Origin of the sequence: Sphingomonas sp., from assembly GCF_042091075.1 — a bacterium.
GTDB lineage: Bacteria > Pseudomonadota > Alphaproteobacteria > Sphingomonadales > Sphingomonadaceae > Sphingomonas.
The window spans coordinates 1-20,492 of sequence record NZ_JBELIE010000007.1 but is presented as its reverse complement, the minus strand read 5'-3'; the positions used below and the strand labels follow the sequence as shown (position 1 = coordinate 20,492).

The 20,492-nt window shown below is 65.0% G+C and carries 13 protein-coding genes; 1 reads left to right on the top strand and 12 read right to left on the bottom strand.

Annotation, left to right across the window (positions count from 1 at the left end; translation table 11 throughout):
* Positions 1-21 precede the first annotated feature (21 nt).
* From ACFDSW_RS01505 to glgC, 5 genes are all read right to left on the bottom strand, one after another.
* Entirely contained in the window at positions 22-4,560 is a 4,539-nt protein-coding gene (locus ACFDSW_RS01505; protein WP_375248503.1) for a hypothetical protein, read from the bottom strand.
* Positions 4,561-5,268: 708 nt separating this feature from the next.
* Positions 5,269-7,017 (bottom strand): glycogen debranching protein, encoded by a 1,749-nt coding sequence (locus ACFDSW_RS01500; protein ID WP_375248502.1) that lies wholly within the window; start codon positions 7,015-7,017, stop codon positions 5,269-5,271.
* Positions 7,014-8,633, bottom strand: a complete 1,620-nt coding sequence (locus ACFDSW_RS01495; RefSeq protein ID WP_375248501.1) for an alpha-D-glucose phosphate-specific phosphoglucomutase — start codon at positions 8,631-8,633, stop codon at positions 7,014-7,016. The genes ACFDSW_RS01500 and ACFDSW_RS01495 overlap by 4 nt, the downstream gene beginning before the upstream one ends.
* Positions 8,630-10,078: a glycogen synthase GlgA gene (glgA, locus tag ACFDSW_RS01490; protein ID WP_375248500.1), complete on the bottom strand. Its 1,449-nt coding sequence runs from the start codon at positions 10,076-10,078 to the stop codon at positions 8,630-8,632. Before glgA ends, ACFDSW_RS01495 begins: the two co-directional genes overlap by 4 nt.
* A gap of 67 nt (positions 10,079-10,145) precedes the next feature.
* Complete coding sequence (gene glgC / locus ACFDSW_RS01485; protein ID WP_375248499.1) at positions 10,146-11,405, bottom strand: glucose-1-phosphate adenylyltransferase; 1,260 nt, start codon at positions 11,403-11,405, stop codon at positions 10,146-10,148.
* A gap of 105 nt (positions 11,406-11,510) precedes the next feature.
* Here glgC and ACFDSW_RS01480 point away from each other — a divergent pair, with 105 nt between their 5' ends.
* A complete protein-coding gene (locus ACFDSW_RS01480) occupies positions 11,511-11,651 on the top strand; it encodes a hypothetical protein (RefSeq protein ID WP_375248498.1) in 141 nt (46 codons plus the stop codon).
* Between the two features lie 10 nt (positions 11,652-11,661).
* On the opposite strand, the gene glgB is transcribed toward ACFDSW_RS01480, so the two are convergent.
* From glgB to ACFDSW_RS01445, 7 genes are all read right to left on the bottom strand, one after another.
* Positions 11,662-13,827 carry a 1,4-alpha-glucan branching protein GlgB gene (glgB, locus tag ACFDSW_RS01475; protein WP_375248497.1) on the bottom strand — a complete coding sequence of 722 codons (2,166 nt, stop codon included), beginning with the start codon at positions 13,825-13,827 and terminating at the stop codon, positions 11,662-11,664.
* Positions 13,824-16,247, bottom strand: a complete 2,424-nt coding sequence (locus tag ACFDSW_RS01470) for a glycogen/starch/alpha-glucan phosphorylase (RefSeq protein WP_375248496.1) — start codon at positions 16,245-16,247, stop codon at positions 13,824-13,826. The genes glgB and ACFDSW_RS01470 overlap by 4 nt, the downstream gene beginning before the upstream one ends.
* Positions 16,248-16,299: 52 nt before the next feature.
* Positions 16,300-17,310 (bottom strand): YihY/virulence factor BrkB family protein, encoded by a 1,011-nt coding sequence (locus ACFDSW_RS01465; RefSeq protein ID WP_375248495.1) that lies wholly within the window; start codon positions 17,308-17,310, stop codon positions 16,300-16,302.
* Positions 17,311-17,434: 124 nt separating this feature from the next.
* Positions 17,435-17,788, bottom strand: a complete 354-nt coding sequence (locus tag ACFDSW_RS01460) for a HesB/IscA family protein (RefSeq protein WP_375248494.1) — start codon at positions 17,786-17,788, stop codon at positions 17,435-17,437.
* Entirely contained in the window at positions 17,788-18,270 is a 483-nt protein-coding gene (locus ACFDSW_RS01455; RefSeq protein ID WP_375248493.1) for an SUF system Fe-S cluster assembly protein, read from the bottom strand. The genes ACFDSW_RS01460 and ACFDSW_RS01455 overlap by 1 nt, the downstream gene beginning before the upstream one ends.
* The gene (locus ACFDSW_RS01450) at positions 18,267-19,472 is read right to left on the bottom strand and encodes a cysteine desulfurase (protein ID WP_375248492.1); all 1,206 of its coding nucleotides are present in this window, start codon (positions 19,470-19,472) and stop codon (positions 18,267-18,269) included. The genes ACFDSW_RS01455 and ACFDSW_RS01450 overlap by 4 nt, the downstream gene beginning before the upstream one ends.
* The coding region (locus tag ACFDSW_RS01445; protein WP_375248491.1) for a SufD family Fe-S cluster assembly protein at positions 19,469-20,492 on the bottom strand (1,024 nt) is incomplete at its 5' end. The genes ACFDSW_RS01450 and ACFDSW_RS01445, both read right to left, overlap by 4 nt.

The window sequence follows — 20,492 nt, the reverse complement described above, 5'->3', positions numbered from 1 at the left end:
GCCCGCCCCGAGAGTAGCCCCTTACCAGCCGAACGAGACGCCCGCGCCGTAGGTGGACTTGCCGCCGGACAGCGAGGCACCCGCGCGGAACTTGGTATTGTCCGCGACGCGCCCGGTGACGCTCAGCGCGATGGAATTATACCCATCGAAGCCGCCCACACCCATGCCGATCGCCACCTTCTGATCCGGATCGATATCCGGGATCATCGCCAGCGCGGTCGCGCCCGCGATGCCGAAGCCGGTGGCCCGGCGCAGGTCGAACACCTCCTGCTGGACGCCGGTGATCCGCGAGGACAGGTTGGATTGCAGCGCGTTCAACTGCCCGACGTTGACCGCGTCGGTCGTTTCCGTCCCCGCCGCCACGTTGGTGATCCGTCGCTTCACCTGGTCCGAGCCGACCGACACCGTATTGGCGCCGCTCGCCGTGCTGTCGCTGCCCAGCACCACCGCGCCGTCACTGCCGGCGGCGATGGTGATGTTGTTGCCCAGCGCGAAAGCATTGTTGGCGGCAACCGTGTTGTTGTTGCCGATCGCATAGCTACCGGCGCCACTGACGACGTTCGGGTCGCCGAAGGCGCCGGAATTGGCACCACTGACGACATTGCGATAGCCGATCGCGATCGACTGCGTGCCGCTCGCCTCGCTGCCGACGCCGACGGCGACCGCGCCAGCTCCGGCGAGCGCCGAATAGCCGACCGCAGTACCGTTCTGGCCGGTGACCGAACTCCATGCGCCATAAGTGGTGCCCCCGGTCGCGGCCGAGTCGATCGAGGCGAAGATGCCCGACGCGGTGGTATCCGCCGCCGACGCGGTCGGCGCGGCCTGGACAGTCGAATACGTCCCCTTGCCGCTACCATCCTGCACCACACCGTTGGTGACGGTCGAGGCGCCGGCCGCCCCTCCGGCGCCGGAGATGGTGCCGGTCGCGACACCGCCGCTGCTCGCCGCCGCCAGCGCGACGTTCGAGATACTGGCGATCGCGGTATTCGTCGTCGCCAGCCCGGTCGACAGCGCGGCCAGCCCCGACGCGGTCGACGTCATCGCCGTCGACAATTGCGCCACTGTGACGGCGTCCTGGGCATCTGCGCCGTCCGCCAGCCCGGTGATACGACGACCGCCGATTTCCAGCTGCCCGACGGTGGGGGCGGCCGAGCCGGTGACGAAGCCCGCCGCCGTGCTGGTCGACGTCACCGTGCTGCCCGAACCGAGCGCGATCGCGCCCGCCGCGGCGCCGGCACCCACCGACGCACCCGCGCCGATCGCCACCCCGTTCTCCTGCGCCGCAACCGCATTGTTACCGATCGCGACCGTATTGCCCACCGGCGTCGCGGCGGTGCCGATGCCGCTTCCGGCGCCATTGCCGAGCGCGACGTTGTTCGAGCCATAGACCGACGTACCGGCATTGGTGCCGCCCGCGTAATTGTCCTGCCCGTTTACCGTGCTGCCCGCGCCATAGCCCGACGCGACGTTGCGATCGCCGACCACCGCGCCACCCGACAGCGCGCCGCTGGCGGTGTTCCCGCTTCCAACGACGTTGCGGCCAGCATTATATCCGGTCGCGCTATTGTCGCTTCCCTCGACCGACTGCCCGGCGGCATAGCCGCTGGCCTGATTGTGATCACCGGCGACACTGGTCCCGGCGAAGGCGCCCGCCGCGGTATTCCCCTCTCCGACGACGGACTGTCCCGCCTGATCGCCGAGTGCGACGTTATAATTGCCGACGACATTCTGACCCGCCGAATTGCCGCTGGCGAGGTTGTTGGTGCCGCTGACGCTCTGCCCCGTGGCGGCGCCGGTGGCGACGTTGCTGCTGCCCGTGGAGCCCACACCGGCCCCGGTGCCGAGCGCGAAGCCCGCCACGCCGTTGCCGAGGCTGGCAAGGCCGGTCGAAAGCTGCGCGACCGTCACTGCATCCTGCGCATCAGCACCGTCGGCGAGGCCGGTGATCCGACGGCCGCCAATCTCCAGCTGACCGACGGTCGGCGCCGCGACATTGGTGAGATAACCCGCGGCATTGCTGGAGCCGGTAACGGTGCTGCCCGAACCCAGCGCGATCGAGCCCGCAAACGCACCGCTTTGCACCGTCGCGCCCTGGCCGATCGCCATGCCGCCTTCCACCAGTGCAGCGGCGCTGTTCCCCAGTGCGATCGCGTTATTCACCGGAGCGGCCGAACTGCCAATATTGGCACCCGCCGATTGACCGATGGCAATATTGCCCGAGCCATAGGATTGCTGCCCCGCGTATGAGCCCATCCCGACATTGTTATTGCCAATTACGGACCGACCGGATTCGTAACCAAGGAAAACGTTCTCGGCACCGCTGGCATTCGCGCCTGAGTTCATCCCCTGCGCAATGTTAAGATTGCCTGCCATATAGGCACCAGAAGAATTTCCGAGCATGACGTTGTCATCTCCGACGGCTTCATATCCGGCATAAATTCCGGTTGCTACATTCCTGGATCCGACAATCGAGTAACCCGCTAGATAACCATCAATTACGTTATAGCTGCCGGTCAAACCGTATCCGGATTCAAAACCATGAATTGCGTTATAGTCGCCGGTCAAACCAAATCCGGATTGGTAACCATCAATTGCGTTATAGCTGCCCGTTGAACCGTATCCGGATTGATAACCAAAATTTTGGTTGTAGCTGCCTATAGCGGAACCACCCGCCGTTTCGCCGATAAGAATATTCCTATCGCCCGACGTATAATAGCCAGCGTATAAACCAATGGCAGTATTATAATCACCCGTAAGATAATAGCCCGCCATAAAACCATCGATTAGATTATAGCTTCCTGACAGATAGGATCCGGATTCATAACCAAAAATATGGTTATAGCTTCCAACTGCATAATAACCTGCTTCTTCGCCGATAAGAAGATTTCTATCGCCGGTCGTATAGTATCCGGCGTATATGCCGAAGGCGGTATTATAATCGCCGGTGAGCTCATAACCCGCCTCATATCCCATCATATGATTGTAATCGCCGACAGCATATTCGCCGGCCTCCTCACCAATCATGATATTTCCGTCACCAGTCGTATAATAGCCGGCGTACTCACCTAGCGCGTTATTATCTGCGCCTGTTAATCCGTAACCAGTGCTGTATCCTAACAACTGATTGTAATTTCCTGTCAGGGAGTACCCAGAATATTTGCCAATCATGATATTACCGTTGCCCGAGGCGGAAAACCCGGCGTGGCTTCCGTTGATGATGCTTTGGTCACCCGAGAACTCATGACCTGCTTCGTAGCCGATAATTGTATTGTAATTTCCGCTGGAATATTCGCCAGCCTCCCGGCCAATTAGATTGTTATAATTTCCAGTCAGCGAATATCCAGCATTCTCGCCTATAGCATTATTGTAATCTCCGATAGCGCCAAAACCCGCAGCATAACCAGACATGTTATTGTAGCTGCCGGTAAGGGAGTAGCCGGAATTCTCGCCAATCATGGCGTTTCCATCGCCGGAAGCGGCATATCCGGCCGACAATCCAACGGCGAAATTATGTGATCCGACAATTCCGGACCCGGATTCATCTCCACTCAGTATATTGTAATATCCGGACATATTCCGACCAGCAGATGACCCGGTAGCAATATTGCTTCCGCCGGTCGCGGATGTTCCTGCCTCCGTGCCAGTATATATATTGGACTCACCGCTCATGTAACCGCCGGACCGGTAACCATTGACGATATTATAGTTACCGGCCATCTCCTCACCGGACCCATATCCGAATAACTGGTTATAACTTCCGTTAGCGTAACTACCGGCATCCTCCCCCATCACGAGGTTACGATCGCCAGTCGCCTCATATCCCGCGTTGAAGCCGAAACCGATGTTCGACGATCCCTGCGCCGATTGCAGCGCACCCCGGCCAAGGGCCACATTCTCCGATCCATGCGCGGATTTCAGCGCGCCGCTACCGATGCCGACGTTGTAATTGCCCTCGACATTGCTCAGCGAGTCTTTGCCAATGCCGACGTTATAGTCACCAATTGAAGAACTTAGCGCCGTACTGCCAATGCCAATACTTTCGTTGCCCACCATGTACTGGCCAGCATTCTGCCCCATCAGGTTGACGTTGTTTCCAGCGCCCTCAAGGCTGGAATAGGCGCCGATCGAGTTGTTGTTGTTGCCGACCAGCGTACCCGCAGAGACGCCCAGCGCGGTATTGTTATCGCCGGACACACCCGCCCCGGCGAACGAACCGACCGCGGTGTTATTATTGCCGGCTACGGACGCGCCGGCGGTGCCTCCAACCGCCACATTTTCGTCGCCGATGACATTTCCACCCGCGGAAACGCCCAGCGCGACGTTGCCGTTGCCCGTTACCGAGGCACCCGCGGTGCCGGCGGCGGAGGTTCCCGAATAGGCCGTATTCGGCGCCTGCGCCACGGCTGCGACAGGGTGCAACACGGCGGCGCCGCCCAGCAGCATGGCCATCGTCAGCGCGCCAGGCCGTGTCGATCCGCCTGCCGCATCGGCGTTGGGGGACTGTCCGCCGAAGGCGAGCAGGCCGACGCCGTGGTGACGGCGCTTCACCCCCAGCACCATGCAACTGGCGCGCAGGATCGCCATGATCCGGCGCCGGCCGGACCAGCCGAGCGGCGCGCCGCCGGCCCATTGATCGATAAAACCACCACGAACGCCGCGAGCATGATCGTAGCTACGGAACGAATGCAATTTCGTCATAAACAGCCCCCCAGAGTGACACAAACGTCGCGATCGCATTCAGCCACGACAAAACACCTCGCACACCGCCACAGTGGCGGAGGCGCAGGCCGGAAAGCGATTTTCGATCAATTGGTCTGGAGCTAAGTAATTGTGGCGACAAATCTAAGTCAACGCTACAAAATCTCTTAATAATGTTAACGATATGTGCAGGTATAAACGAATCACATATAGAACGATGCCAATATTTACATTATATTCCACTTTCTAAACACGCAGCTTACATTCACGGTCGAAACATCTAAGTTTCATGAATTGGCAACGCATTACTTGCGTCAAATTGCGTAATTTCGTTCGACGAACACGATCATGAATCGCATGCGGATAGATTATTCTTACATCCGCGTGACGCCGCGAGCCCATCGTGTCGTCGCTGAGCACTGCCGACGACAGTTTGTTGCGAAGTGCGTGGCGGCGAAGTCGCCTAACCGACGATACGCCATCGCGGGAAGGCGACCATCAAGGTCCCGCAATCGTGTGCCGCGGCAAAGCGGCCATGTCCCTGTCAGCCGGCGCTACTGCCAGGGGATTTCATCGCGTGGCGAGCGCCGACCCCGCCTGCTCTGACGGCCGGATCGTGACGCGCGGCGTGGCCCGGTCGAAGATGACGCTCACCGTGGGCAGGCGCATCTCGACGCCAACCGCCCGTGCCCAATCCTCGTCGCGCATCATGTCGCCGTCGAGTGTGTACCAGCGGGCATCGTGCCGGATCGTCGGATCCGCCAGTTCAGGCATCGCGCGGCGCAGCGCCGCCAGCGACGCGACGAAGGCCTCCAGCGCGCGATCGCGGCCATGCCAGTCAAGCCACGTCGTTTCATTGTCCTGCGCATAAGCGTTGTTGTTGCCGCCCTGCGTTCGGCCGAATTCGTCCCCGGCGGTCAACAGGATCGTGCCGCGACTGGCGAACAGCGTCGCCAGCAGCTCTCGCACGCCCTCGCTGCCGTTCGCCCAGGCGACCTCGCCGTGATGGCCGTCGCGATTGTCCTCGCCATTCGCGTGGTTGCGCCGCTCGGCATAGGTGACCGTATCGCGCAACGTGAAGCCATCGTGCGCGGCAAGAAAATTGACGCTCCGGGTGCGCTGCGTACCGAACAGGTCGGTCGAGCCCGCCACGCGCGTCGCCAGCGCCCCCACCCCGCCGTCGCCACGCCAGAAACGGCGCACGTCATCGCGATACCGGTCGTTCCACTCCAGCCAGGTGGAGGGAAAGCAGCCGAGCCGATAGCCGCCGGGCCCGACATCCCATGGCTCCGCGATCATCACCGCGCGGGAGAGCACCGGGTCACCGGCGATCTCGGCGAAGATCGGCGCGTCGGGCGCGAAGCCGGGTCCGCGCGCCATCACCGTCGCCAGATCGAAGCGAAACCCGTCCACCCCCGCCTGGGTGACGAAATGCCGCATCGTATCGAGCGCGAGGGTTCGTACCGCCGGCTGGGCGAAATCGAGGACATTGCCGGTGCCGGCGTCGTTGATCAGCGTCCCGTCCGCGGCATGAGCGTAAGACGCCTCGTCGAGCCCGCGCAGCGACAGTGTCGGGCCCTGCCGGTCGCTCTCGCCACTATGGTTGAGCACCAGGTCGAGGATCGTGCCGATCCCGGCGGCGCGCAGCGCGGCGACGGTCGCCCGCAATTCCGCCAGCCCGCCCGGCGCCAGCCGCGGGTCGAGCGCCATCGGCACCACCGGGTTATAGCCCCAGGCGTTGCGCAGCCCGAGCGGCGGCAGATGTCGTTCGTCGATCCAGGCGACGATCGGCATCAGTTCCACCGTATCGACCCCGATGCGCTGCAGATGCGCGATCACCGCCGGGTGCGCCAGCGCGGCGATCGTGCCGCGCAGCGACGCGGGCACATCGGGATGCCGCATCGTGAAGCCCCGCACGTTGATCTCGTAGATCAGCCCGCCCGCGCGAAACAGCGGTGGCAGGTCGAGCTGCGGCAACGGCGCGGCGACGATCGCGCGCGGCACCAGCATCGCGGTATCCACACCGAAGGTCGCCAGCCGTGGGTCATAAGCGAACGCCCGATCGATCGCGGTCGCCCGTGGATCGACCAGCAGCTTGGCCTGATCGAACGGCGCCGCGCCGTCGGCGCGAAAGCCATAGCGCGCGCCCTCGCCGACGCCGGGGACGAACACGCGCCATTCGTCGCCCACGCGCTCCATCGCGACGCGGCGCTCACGCTTGCCATCGAACAGGCACGTCCAGACGCGCGTGGCGTGGGGGGCGCGCACCGTGAAGGCGGTGCCGCCCACGCCGGCCTCCTTGCCGATCGCCGCGCTCACGTCACCACGTCGGGGCGGGTACGGCCGGTATGCCGTGCGATCCCGGCAATCTCGTCCGCCGCGGCGATGATATCCGCCAGCATCGCATCGGTCGCGGCGTCGAGCGCCCCGTCCGCCGGTTCATACCGCTCCAGATAGACCCGCAGCGTCGCGCCGCTGGTGCCGGTTCCCGAGAGGCGGAACACGACCCGGCAGCCGCCCGCGAACAGCACACGCACGCCCTGTCGCGCGCTTACCGAGCCATCGGTGGGATCCGCATAGGCGAAATCGTCCGCTGTCGCGACGGTGAGCGGCCCGAACGCGCGCGCCGGCAGGTCGGCCAGCGACCCGCGCAGCTCCGCCATCAGCGCGTCCGCAGCCGCGCTGTCGACGCCCTCATAATCGTGGCGCGCGTAATAATGGCGGCCGAAGCGCGCCCAATGGTCCCGCGCGATCGCGTCGACGCTCTTGCCGGTCGCAGCCAGGATGTTGAGCCACAGCAGGACCGCCCACAGCCCGTCCTTCTCCCGCACATGGTCACTGCCGGTGCCGGCGCTTTCCTCGCCGCAGATCGTCGCCATGCCGGCGTCGAGCAGATTGCCGAAAAATTTCCAGCCGGTCGGCGTCTCGAACGACGGGATGCCGAGCGCCGCCGCGACGCGATCCGCCGCCGCGCTGGTCGGCATCGAACGCGCGATGCCCTTCAGCCCCGCCCTGTAGCCCGGCGCGAGGTGCGCGTTGGCGGCCAGCATCGCGAGGCTGTCCGACGGGGTGATGAACCGCCCGCGCCCGATGATCAGGTTGCGATCGCCATCCCCATCGGACGCTGCGCCGAAATCGGGCGCGTCGGGGCCCATCATCAGCTCGTACAGTTCGTGCGCATGGACCAGGTTGGGATCGGGATGATGCCCGCCGAAATCCTCCAGCGGCGTGCCATTGCGCACCGTCCCCGCCGCGAAGCCCAGCCGGCGTTCCAGGATCTCCGTCGCATACGGCCCGGTGACCGCGTTCATCGCATCGAATGCCACCGTCAGCCCGGCCGCGCGGATCGCGTCGAAATCGAACAGCGTTTCCATCAGCGCGGCATAATCGGCGACCGGATCGATCACCTCCACCACCATGCCCTCGACCGTCACCTCGCCGAGTGTGTCGAGGTCGATATCGGCGCCGTCGGCGGCGTGCCAGGCGTCGATCGACAGCGTGCGCTGATGGATCGCCTCGGTCACCTTCTCGGGCGCGGGGCCACCGTTGGCGACGTTATATTTGATCCCGAAATCCTCGTCCGGCCCGCCCGGATTGTGGCTCGCGGAGAGCACCAGCCCGCCGAGCGCGCCGCGCCGCCGGATCACGTTGGAGGCGGCGGGGGTCGACAGGATGCCGCCCTGCCCAACGACCACGCGGGCGAAGCCGGCGGCGGCGGCCATCCGGATCGCGGTCTGGATCACCGGGCGGTTGAGGAAGCGGCCGTCGCCACCGATCACCAGCGTGGCGCCCTGCTTGCCGTCCACCACGTCGAACACCGACTGGATAAAATTCTCGGCGTAATTCGGCTGCTGAAAGACCTTCACCTTCTTGCGCAGACCGGATGTGCCGGGTTTCTGGTCGGCAAATGGCGTCGTCTGAACGGTGCGGATCATGCCGAAAGTAGCTCCCTGTAGAGACTGGCGTAGCGCCGGCCGCTCTTAGCCCAACTGAAATCGGCGCGCATCCCGCGCCGCTGCACCATCGCCCAGCGCTCCCGGTCGGCGTACAGCGAGACGGCACGCCCGATCGCGGTGGTCAGCGCATCGGCAGCGACATGATTGAACTGGATGCCGGTCGCCACGCCCGCATCCAGCGCGGCCGTATTGGCGTCGATCACGGTATCCGCCAGCCCCCCGGTACGCGCCACCACCGGCACACAGCCATAAGCGAGCCCGTAAAGCTGCGTCAGTCCGCACGGCTCGAACCGCGACGGGATCAGGATCGCGTCCGCGCCCCCCTGCAACAGATGCGAGAGCGGCTCGTCATAACCGATGCGCACGCCGATTCGCCCCGGATGCCGGTCCGCCGCCAGCCGGAAGGCATGTTCCAGCGCGGCATCGCCCGAACCGAGCAGCGCCAGCCGTCCACCCATCGCCACCAGCGAGTCGATACATTCGCCCAGGACGTCCATGCCCTTCTGCCAGGTGAGCCGGCTGATCACCGTGAACAGCGGACCATCTCCCGGTTCCAGCCCGAATGCGATTTCGACCGCGCGCTTGTTGGCGGGGCGTCGTCCCAGCGACCGTTCCGTGAAGCGCGCCGCGAGCGCGCGATCGACGGCGGGGTTCCACACCGCCGGATCGATCCCGTTGACGATCCCGTGCACACGCCCGCCGCGCGCCGCGATCAGCCCCTCCAGCCCCATCCCAAACGCTGGCTCGAAGATTTCGCGCGCATAGGTGGGGCTGACGGTGGTGATCGCGTCCGCCGCCTCCAGCCCGCCCTTCAGCAGGCCGACGCCGCCATAATATTCCACCCCGTCGATCGCCCAAGCCTCCCCGGGCAGGCCGAGTGCTGGAAAGACGCTGGCATCGAACCGTCCCTGGAAGGCGAGGTTATGGATCGTCACCACCGACTTGGCCTTGGTCTCGACCGGGTGATAGCGGAGATAGGTGGCAGCGAACGATGCCTGCCAGTCGTGCGCGTGCAGGATGTCGAAATGCCGCCCCCTCACCGCCCCCGCCGCCAGATCGGCCGCGGCGCGTGACAGGGCGGCGAAGCGGTGCCAGTTATCGTCCCAGTCGCGACCGAGCGCGTCGGTGTACAGCCCGCCCTCGCGCGCGAACAGCCGCGGTGCCTCCAGCACCAGAAGCGGGTGTGTGCCGTCGAGCGTGCCGGTCAGCAATCGCGCCGGCCCGCCCAGCAGGTCGTTCCAGCGATGCAGCGCGCGCGGCTTGCGCAATGTCGCCAGCACCGCCGGATAGCCCGGCAGCAGCGTCGTCACCGCGACACCGTGCGGCGCCAGCGCGGCGGGCAATGCCCCCACCACATCCGCAAGCCCACCCGTCTTGACGAGCGGATAGGCCTCCGATGCGACCGACAGGACCGCGATCGTCATGCGACCGCGCCAAAACATGCGGTCGTCCCGGCGGGACTATGCTGTCGGTGCCGCAGCCGCATCTCCATCATCCCAGCGCGTCGATCATCGGCTGCGTGATCAGACAGATGCCCTTTTCCGTCCGGCGGAAATGGCGGCCGTCCAGTTCGGGATCCTCCCCCACCACCAGCCCATCCGGGATCACCACGCCGCGGTCGATCACCACGCGCGACAACCGCGCCCCGCGGCCAATCCGGCAATAAGGCAACACCACCGCCTCATCCAGCATCGAGTAGCTGCGCGCGCGGGTGCCGGTCGAGACCAGGCTGCGATGAATGTTCGCCCCCGAGATGATACAGTCGCCCGAGATCAGACTGGACACCGCCTGGCCGCGCCGGCCATCCTGGTCATGGACGAATTTCGCCGGCGGGGTCAGTTCCGAATAGGTCCACAACGGCCACTCGCGATCGTAAAGGTCGAGCTGCGGCACGACGTCGGTCAGATCGATATTGGCTTCCCAATAGGCGTCGACGGTGCCGACATCGCGCCAATAGGCCGCCGGCTCTTCCGGTGAGCGGACGCAGCTCGCCGAGAAGCGATGCGCGACCGCCTTGGCGTTCTTTACCAGATGAGGGATCAAGTCCTTGCCGAAATCGCGGCTCGACGTCGGATCCGCCGCGTCGCGCCGCAATTCCTCGATCAGCACACGCGTGTGGAAAACATAGATGCCGAGGCTCGCCAACGCGACATCGGGCTGGCCGGGGATCGCGGGCGGGTCGGCGGGCTTCTCGACGAAGTCGACGATACGATCCTTGGCATCGACGTGCATCACGCCAAAGGCCACCGCCTCCATACGTGGCACTTCCATACATGCCACGGTCACATCGGCACCGCTGTCGCAATGCTGCCGCAGCATGATCTCGTAATCCATCTTGTAGATGTGGTCGCCCGCCAGGATCACCATATATTCGGGCGCGATATCCTCGATGATATCGATATTCTGATACACCGCGTCGGCGGTTCCCTCATACCACTGAAACTCGCTGATACGCTGACTGGCCGGCAGGATGTCGAAGCTCTCGTTGCGTTCCGGGCGCAGGAAATTCCAGCCCCGCTGCAGGTGGCGGATCAGCGAATGCGCCTTGTATTGCGTCGCCACGCCAATGCGGCGAATACCCGAATTGAGCGCGTTCGACAGCGCGAAATCGATGATCCGGCTCTTGCCGCCGAAATAGACGGCTGGCTTCGCCCGGGTGTCGGTCAGTTCTTTCAAGCGACTGCCGCGTCCGCCCGCCAGAACGTAGGCCATCGCATCGCGTGCCAGCGGCTGACCTCTGCGTTCGTCCACGTCCCTCTCCCTCTTCTCTTTACGTGCCGACAAATTAATGATTAAGGAAAAAATAACCGAGCTTCGTCCACATTCTTCAGGACAAGGCCACCCAGAGGATCGCTCATGTACGCCACCCCCATGCCCCTTCCCCACCGCAGCAGCGCGGCGGACGCCATGCCGCTGTGGCGCGGGTTGGCGGCGGGAGCGATCCCGTCGCTCGCGGCGTGGGTGGCGATCGTCACGATCGCGCGACACTTCCTCTGATCGCGCGGCCTCACGCCTCGAACTCGAGCATCAACGTCGCGAGCGGCGGCAGCGCGAGATAGGCGAAACCGTCTTCGGCGGTGACTCCGCCGAGATTGCCCAGCCCCGATCCCCAATAACATTGCGCATCGGAATTGAGGATTTCGCGCCAGCGGCCGTCGCGTGGCAGCGGCACGCGATAGGGCATGCGCGCGACCGGCGTCATGTTGGCGACCACCGCCACCGGGTTCGCGCCGGGCGCCTTGCGTAGCCACACGAACACCGAATTTTCGGAATCGTCGGATACCAGCCATTCAAAACCGTCCGGCTCGCAATCGCGCGCGTGCAGCGCCGGCGTATCGCGATACAGGCGGTTCAGGTCGCGGACCAGCTTGCGCACGCCGTCATGCGCGGCCGAATTGGTCAGTTCCCAATCGAGCGCGCGCTCCTCGCTCCATTCGCGGCGCTGCGCGAATTCCTGCCCCATGAAGAGCAGCTTCTTGCCCGGATAGCCCCACATCATCGCGTAATAAGCGCGCAGATTGGCGAATTGCTGCCAATCGTCGCCGGACATTTTGGTCAGCAGCGATCCCTTGCCGTGCACCACCTCATCATGGCTGAGCGGCAGGATGAAATTCTCGCTGAAGGCGTAGACCAGCCCAAAGGTGATGTCGTGATGATGGTGGCGACGATGCACCGGCTCGCGCGCCATGTATTGGAGCGTGTCATGCATCCAGCCCATGTTCCATTTGAACCCGAACCCCAGGCTTTCGCGCGGTCCCTCCGCGAATGCCGGTGCGGTGACGCCGGGCCAGCTGGTCGATTCCTCCGCGACGGTGAAGACACCCGGATGCGCGCCATAAATGGCGCGGTTGGTCTCGCGCAGGAAGTCCACCGCCTCCCAGTTTTCGCGCCCGCCGCCTTCGTTCGGGATCCACTCGCCCGCCTTGCGGGAATAGTCGCGATACAGCATCGAGGCGACCGCATCGACGCGCAGGCCGTCGATATGATATCGTTCGGCCCAGAAGAGCGCGTTGTTGACGAGGAAGCTGGCCACCTCGCGACGCCCGTAATTGTAGATCGCGGTGTTCCAGTCGGGATGAAAGCCGAGCCGCGGATCGAGATGTTCGTACAGCGCGGTGCCGTCGAACCGCGACAGGCCGTGCGCATCGACCGGAAAATGCGCCGGCACCCAATCGACCAGCACCCCCAGCCCGGCGCGATGCGCGCCGTCGACGAAACGGGCGAACCCCTCGATATCGCCGAACCGAGCGCTGGGCGCATACAGGCCGGTGGTCTGATAACCCCAGCTTGGGTCATAGGGATGTTCAGCGATCGGCATGAATTCGATATGCGTAAAGCCGAGCGAGACGACATAGGGGATCAGACGATCGGCCAGTTGATCCCAGGACAGGAACCAGCCGTGTTCATCGCGCTCCCATGACCCCGCATGGACTTCGTAAATGCTGATCGGCACCCGGCGCGGGTCGACCCTGCTCCACGCTTCGCGGTGCGCCTCGTCTCCCCATTGGTGGGCGGGCGGCGCGGTGGTGAGTGATGCCGTCTTCGGGCGCAATTCTGTCGCGAAGGCATAAGGATCCGCCTTCAATGGCTGCAAGACGCCATCGGGGCCGGTGATCGCATATTTGTACGCACGTCCCGCGCCGATATCGGGCAGGAAGATTTCCCACACCCCGGTATCGCCCCGCCGCCGCATGCCATGCCGGCGCGCGTCCCAATCGTTGAAGTCCCCTACCACCGCAACGCGGCGCGCGTTCGGCGCCCATACCGCGAAATGCACGCCTTCCGCGCCCTCATGCGCGATGCAATGCGCGCCGAGCTTGTCGTAGAGGCGCACGTGCGTGCCCTCGTTCATCAGGAAATCGTCGACCGGCCCCAGCACCGGCCCGAAGGTATAGGGATCGGTCACCCACCATTCCGCCCCGCCCGCGCGCGCGCGATAGCGCAGCGGCTGCGCCACGCCGGTGATCATGCCCTCGAACAGACCCGCATCGTCGACCCGATCCAACCGACCGAGCGGATCACCGGCGAGCGAGAATGCCGCGACCGTTTCCGCCCCCGGCACCCAGGTGCGCGCGAACAGGCCCGCGGGGCCCGCATGGGCGCCGAGCAGCGCGAAGGGATCGTCGCTGGTGCCGTCAAGCAGCGCGCGAATGACGGCCCCGGCCGGCGTCACATCACGCCCCAGATGTCTCGCGCATATTCGGCGATCGTGCGATCGGACGAAAACCACCCCATGTTGGCGACGTTCAGGATCGTCTGCCGCTGCCACGTCTCACGGTTCGACCAGCGCGCATCGACATCACGCTGCGCGGCGGCATATCCATCGAAATCGGCGGCGACCATAAACCAGTCGTGATCGCACAACCCCGCCATCAGATCGCGATAGCGGTTGGGATCGTCGGGGGAAAAGACGCCGGAGGCGATGCCACTGACCGCCTGCGCCAGTTCCTTCGATCCCTCGATCACCTCGCGCGGATTATAGCCATTGGCGCGCTTCGCGGCGACCTCGTCCGCGGTCAGGCCGAAGATGACGATATTCTCGTCGCCGACATGGTCCTTGATCTCGATATTGGCACCATCGAGCGTGCCGATCGTCAACGCACCGTTCAGCGCGAATTTCATGTTGCCGGTGCCCGACGCCTCCATCCCGGCAGTCGAAATCTGTTCCGACAGGTCCGCCGCGGGCACCATCTTCTCGGCCAGGCTGACGTTGTAATTGGGGACGAAGGCGACCTTCAAAAGCCCGCCGATCGATGGATCGCTGTTGACCCGCCGGGCGACGTCATTGGCGAGTTTGATGATCAGCTTGGCATTGTGGTAGCTCGACGCCGCTTTGCCGGCGAACAGCTTGACCCGCGGCACCCAGTCCCGTTCCGGGTGGCTGCGAATCTGATCGTACAAGGCCACCGTTTCGACGATGTTGAGCAATTGGCGCTTGTATTCGTGAATGCGCTTGATCTGCACATCGAACAGCGCATCGGGGTCGATCCGTAATCCCATCGTTTCCCGAAGATGCTCCGCCAGCGCCACCTTGTTTGAACGCTTGATCGCGGAAAAACGCTCCCGAAACCCTGCATCCTCCGCAAAAGGCGCGAGCGCCGTCAGTTTCTGCGCGTCATCGGTGAAGGCGTCGCCGATCGCCTCGCGGATCAGCGCGGTCAGCCCGGGATTGCATTCCTGCAACCAGCGCCGTGGCGTGATCCCGTTGGTCTTGTTGTTGATACGGTCGGGAAAGACGCGGTGCAGATCGGCGAACACCGTGCTTTTCATCAATTGCGTGTGCAGCGCCGCCACGCCGTTGACGCTATGGGCCCCGGCGAAGGCCAGATTGGCCATGCGTACCCGGCGTTCGCCGCCCTCGTCGATCAGGCTGATTGCCGCGATCGCCCGGTCGTCCGCCTCCGCGCGCTGCCGCGCCTCGCGCAGCAGCTTGGCGTTGATCGCATAGACCAATTGCATGTGACGCGGCAGCAGCCGCTCGAACAGCGGCAGCGGCCAGCTTTCCAACGCCTCGGGCAGCAGCGTGTGATTGGTATAGGCGAAGGTGCGCTGCGTGATGCTCCACGCCTCGTCGAACGGCAGATCGTGATGATCGATCAACAGCCGCATCAATTCCGCCACCGACACCGCCGGATGCGTGTCGTTCAGCTGGATCGCCGCCTTGTCGGGCAAGGTGCGGATATCGCCGACATATTGAACGTGCCGGCGAACGATGTCCTGGATCGACGCGGAGGAGAAGAAATATTCCTGCCGCAGCCGCAATTCCTGCCCCGCCGCAGTGGAATCATTCGGGTACAGCACGCGCACCAGCGTGTCGGCGCGCAGCTGATCCGCCAGGGCACCCTGGAAGTCGCCACGATTGAACGCCTCCAGCCGGAAAGGATCGAGGCTCAATGCCGTCCACAGCCGTAGCGTGTTGACGCGTTTCCCGCGCCATCCCACCACCGGCGTATCGAACGCCACCGCTTCGACCGCCTCGGCCGGCTTCCAATGCACCAGCCCCTGTTCGTTGCCGGTCACCTCACCGCCGAAGCCGATGAAATAGTTGCTCTCGCGCCGCTCGAACTCCCAGGGATTGCCATGCGCCAGCCAGGTTTCGGGCAGCTCCACCTGCCAGCCGTCATCGATCCGCTGCCGGAACATGCCATTCACATAGCGGATGCCATAGCCGTAAGCCGGCAGGTCGAGCGTCGCGAGACTTTCCATGAAGCACGCCGCCAGCCGACCCAGGCCGCCATTGCCCAGCGCCGCATCGGATTCGATCGCCTCAAGCTGAGCCAGATCGAGCCCCAGCTGCGACAGCGCCGCCGCGATCTCATCACGTTTCTGCAGATTGGCGAGCGCGTCGCGCAACAGCCGCCCGATCAGGAATTCGAGACTGAGATAATAGACCCGCTTCGCGCCGGAGGCGTGCGCGGCCTTGGTCGATTCCATCCACCGCTCGATGATTTCGTTGCGGACGGTCAGGATCGTCGCCGCCAGCCAGTCATGCGGGCGCGCCGCAAATTCGTCCTTGCCGATGCGGTGGACGAGCGTGTCGAGAATCGCATGCGCGAGCGGACCTCGCTCATTGCCTGATGGTTGCGCGGTCACGGATGCCCCCAGAGATGTTGTGCCTCAGCCTAGCCGCGGCCGAGGCTCGTTGTCACCTGTCCTTTGCCGCACCGCCGCATACAAAGATCACCAGCCCCACCATGCTCAGCGCGAGGCCACCCACTCCTGCCGCCGCGACCGCCGCCCGCGATTCATGCTGTACCGGCGCGGCTTCCGTCGCGGCGGCCACCGGGGTCGTGCTGCGGCTGCGATACAATTGCACGTCGAGCGCGGCGCCCAGCAGGAAGGCATAGGCACTGAGCCAAAGCCACGTCAGCAGAACGACGATCGCGCCCAGCGAGCCATATGTGGCGCCGTAATTGCCGAAATTGGCGACATACACGCCGAACCCGGTGGTTGCCGCCAGCCACACGATCGTCGCCAATACCGCCCCGGGCGTCCCCCAGCGAAGCCGCGCGCGCGGGCGATAGGGAGCGAACCGGAACAGCAGCGACGCCCCCGTCACCGTCACCGCCGCCATCAATGCATAAGTGAGGACGCCGATCACCGCACGGACGAAGCCGGGCGTCCATGGGATCAGACTGCCGAGGAACGCGGTCAGCGTGCTCGCGCTCATCCCCAGCACCATCAGCACCACCCCGCCCAGCACCACCGCGAACGCGGTCAGCATCCAGACGATGTAATTGCGCTTTTCCTTCACCTCATAGGCAACGTTCAAGGCGGTCATCAATGATGTCGCAGCGCGGCTGCCGCCATAGATGGCGATCGCCAGCGCGACGATCAGCCCCAGCCCCTTCTTCCCCTCGCTGCCCGAGATCACGGTATCGAGCTGTTGCCCGACGAGGCGTGCGGCATCCGCCGGCAACAGTTCGAACAGCGTGCGGATATTCGCCTGTACGGTCGCCGGATCGGCGAAGAGGCCATAGCTCAACACCGTCGCCGCCAGCAGCGGGGCAATCGAGGAAAAGGCGTAGAAAGCGGTTCCCGCCGCGATCAGCCCAAGGTTATCATCGTTCGACGCGGCATAGGCACGCTTCAGGGCGCCCCACCAGTCACCCCGAAACGCCCGCCATAGATCCGACGAAGAAAGGCTTGTCCGCATCGTCCGGGCAACGCGACACGATGCCTGGGGTTGCCTGTCCGGTCGATAAGCACGCGAGCTGTGGCGATGCGGCAACAGGCCGACGGCACCTCGCCACGGTCGTGCCGGGCCGGATGATCCACGATTATACCGTGAAGCTCTCTCCGCACCCGCACGCGCCCTTGGCGTTGGGATTGTCGAACACGAACCCGGCGGTGAAGTCGTCCTCGACCCAGTTCATCGTCGAGCCGATCAGATACAGGATCGAGGCACCATCGACGTACAGCGTGCCGCCGGGCGTCTCGATCTTCTCGTCGAACGGCAGCGCCTCGGTGACATAATCGACCGAATAGGCCAGCCCCGAACAACCCCGCCGGGGAGTCGACAGCTTGACGCCGATCGCCCCCTCCGGCGCGCGCGCCATCAGGTCGGCGATCCGCCCCTCGGCGGTGGCGGTCAGGTTCAGCGCCGCCGGGCGCTCACGGGTGACGGTGGCCATCACAACATCCCCAGTTCGAGCTTCGCGTCGTCCGACATCTTCTGCGGATCCCACGGCGGATCCCATACCAGATTCACATCCGCGAATGCGATTCCCGGCACCGCCGCCACGCGCATTTCGACCTCGCCCGGCATCGATTCCGCCACCGGGCAGTGCGGCGTGGTGAGCGTCATCGTCACCACCGCCTGCCCCTCGGCGGTCACCTCGACGCCGTAGATCAAGCCCAGATCATAGATGTTGACCGGAATTTCGGGATCGAAAATGTCTTTCAGCGCATCGATCACGCCTTCGTACAGCGCGCCGCCCGGCTCATGCGCGGCGGCGTCGACGGCGGGCTTCTGCGCCAGGAAACCGGCGAGATAATCGCGCTTGCGCTCGAACGTCTCCACCGCGGTCGCGCCGTCCTCGACCGCATCCGCCACCTTGGCGCGCGGGGGCGGCGGCACCGCGTCGACGTGCTCGACCTTGATGGCATCGCTCATCCGAAAATCCTCACTACCCGTTCCATACCCGCGACCAGCGCGGCGATATCGTCCGCGCCATTGTACACGCCGAAGCTGGCGCGTGCCGTGGCGTCGACGCCCAGCGTCGCCATCAGCGGCTGTGCGCAATGGTGCCCAGCGCGGATCGCGACGCGATGTTCGTCAAAGATGGTGCCGATATCGTGCGGATGCACCCCCTCCAGCGCGAAGGAGACGATCCCCGCTGAATCTTCCGGCCCGAACAGCCGCACCGAATTGAACCGCGCCAGCGCCGCGCGGGCGTCGCGCACCAGCGCGGCTTCATGCGCATGGATCCGCGGCAGGCCAATCGCGGTGACATAGTCGATCGCCGCCGCCAGCCCGAGCGCGCCGACGATGTGCGGCGTGCCCGCCTCGAACCGCGTCGGCGGCGGAGCATAGGTGGTCCGCTCGAACGAGACACGGTCGATCATCGACCCGCCACCCTGATAGGGTGGCATCGCCTCCAGCAGCGCCGTCCGCGCCCATAGCGCGCCAATGCCGGTCGGCCCGTACAGCTTGTGCCCCGAGAAGACGTAGAAATCACACCCCAGCGCGGCGACGTCGACCGGCACGCGCGGCACCGCCTGGCATCCGTCGATCAGGATCTTCGCACCGGCGCCGTGCGCAATGTCGGCCGCACGCCGGACGTCCAGCACGGAACCCAGCACGTTGGAGACATGCGACAGCGCGACCAGCTTGTGCTCGGGCCGGATCATCGCCGCCATCGCGTCCAGATCGATCCGGTGATCGTCGGTCAACGGCACGACGTCGATCGCCGCGCCGACGCGCTGCGCGACCATCTGCCACGGCACGATATTGCTGTGATGTTCGAGCTGCGACAGCAGAATGCGGTCGCCCGCGCGCAATTGCGTCCCGGCCCAGCACTGCGCGACGAGGTTGATCGCCTCGGTCGCGCCGCGGACGAACACGATCTCTTCCGGCGAGCCCCCGATGAAGCGCGCGACGGTCGCCCGCGCAGCCTCATACGCCAGCGTCATGTCCGCCGAGCGCTGATACACGCCGCGATGCACCGTGGCATAAGTGTCGTCATAGCCGCGCGTGATCGCGTCGATCACGGCGCGCGGCTTCTGTGCGGTCGCGGCGGTGTCGAGATAGGCCCAGCCGGACGGGATCGCCGGGAAGTCGGCGACGAGGTCTAGCGGCGCTTCCTCGTCGCTCACAACGCCTCCTCCAGCCACATATCCGCATCGGCGACGAAGGCGGCGCGCACCGTCTCGTCCGCGATCCGGTCGAGTGCGTCGGCGACGAACGCGCGCGTCAGCAGCGCCTTGGCGCGTCCGGCGGGGATACCGCGGCTCTGCATGTAGAACAGCGCGCGCGCATCCAGCTCGCCCACGGTCGCGCCATGCGCACATTTCACGTCGTCGGCGAAGATCTCCAGCTCGGGCTTCAGGTTCACCGTCGCGGTACGATGCAGGAGCAAGCCGCGCAGCGATTGTTCCCCGTCGGTCTTCTGCGCGTGGCGCGCCACCTCCACCGCCGCCGCCAGGCTGGCCTGTGACGTGTCGGCCGCGACCGCGCGCCACAGTTGATGCGACTGGCCGTTGGGCTCGGCGTGACGCACGCGCACCGCGCATTCCTGCCTGATCGCGTCGCGCGTCAGCAGCGCGCCGCCGAACTCCGCATAGCCGCCCTCGCCCGCCAGCGTGATCGCGGCATCGATGCGCGCGCCCTGATCGCCCGCCGCCAGCACGGTGCCGACATAGCTTGCCGCCTGCCCCAGCGTCGCCTCGTCACGCAACGAGACGAATCCGGCCGTCTGCGTCATCCGCACCGCGCGCATCAATCTCGCACCCTGCCCCAGCCGCACGCGCGTCAAGCGGTTCGACCAGCCGGCGCCGACAAAGCTCTCAATGAGTTGCGCGGACGCGCCGTCGCCGAGCACGACGTCCGCCGCGACATGATTGTCGCCGCCGGTCGCGACATGCACCACCTGGATCGGATCGGTCACCGCATCGGCGTCAAGGTGCAACGACCAGCCCCGCGTCGCGCGCCGCCCGAGCGGATGGTCGCTCGGAGCGACGTCGCCAAGGCGGACGCGATGCGGCTCGCTCACCGCCTCGTCCAGCACACCATCGACGAACAGCAGCTTCGCACCCGGCAGATCGAGGAACGCCACCTCCGGCGCCGCCGTCGGGGCCAGCGCCGCCGCCGCGGCGACGCCCCCGAGATCAGCCCAG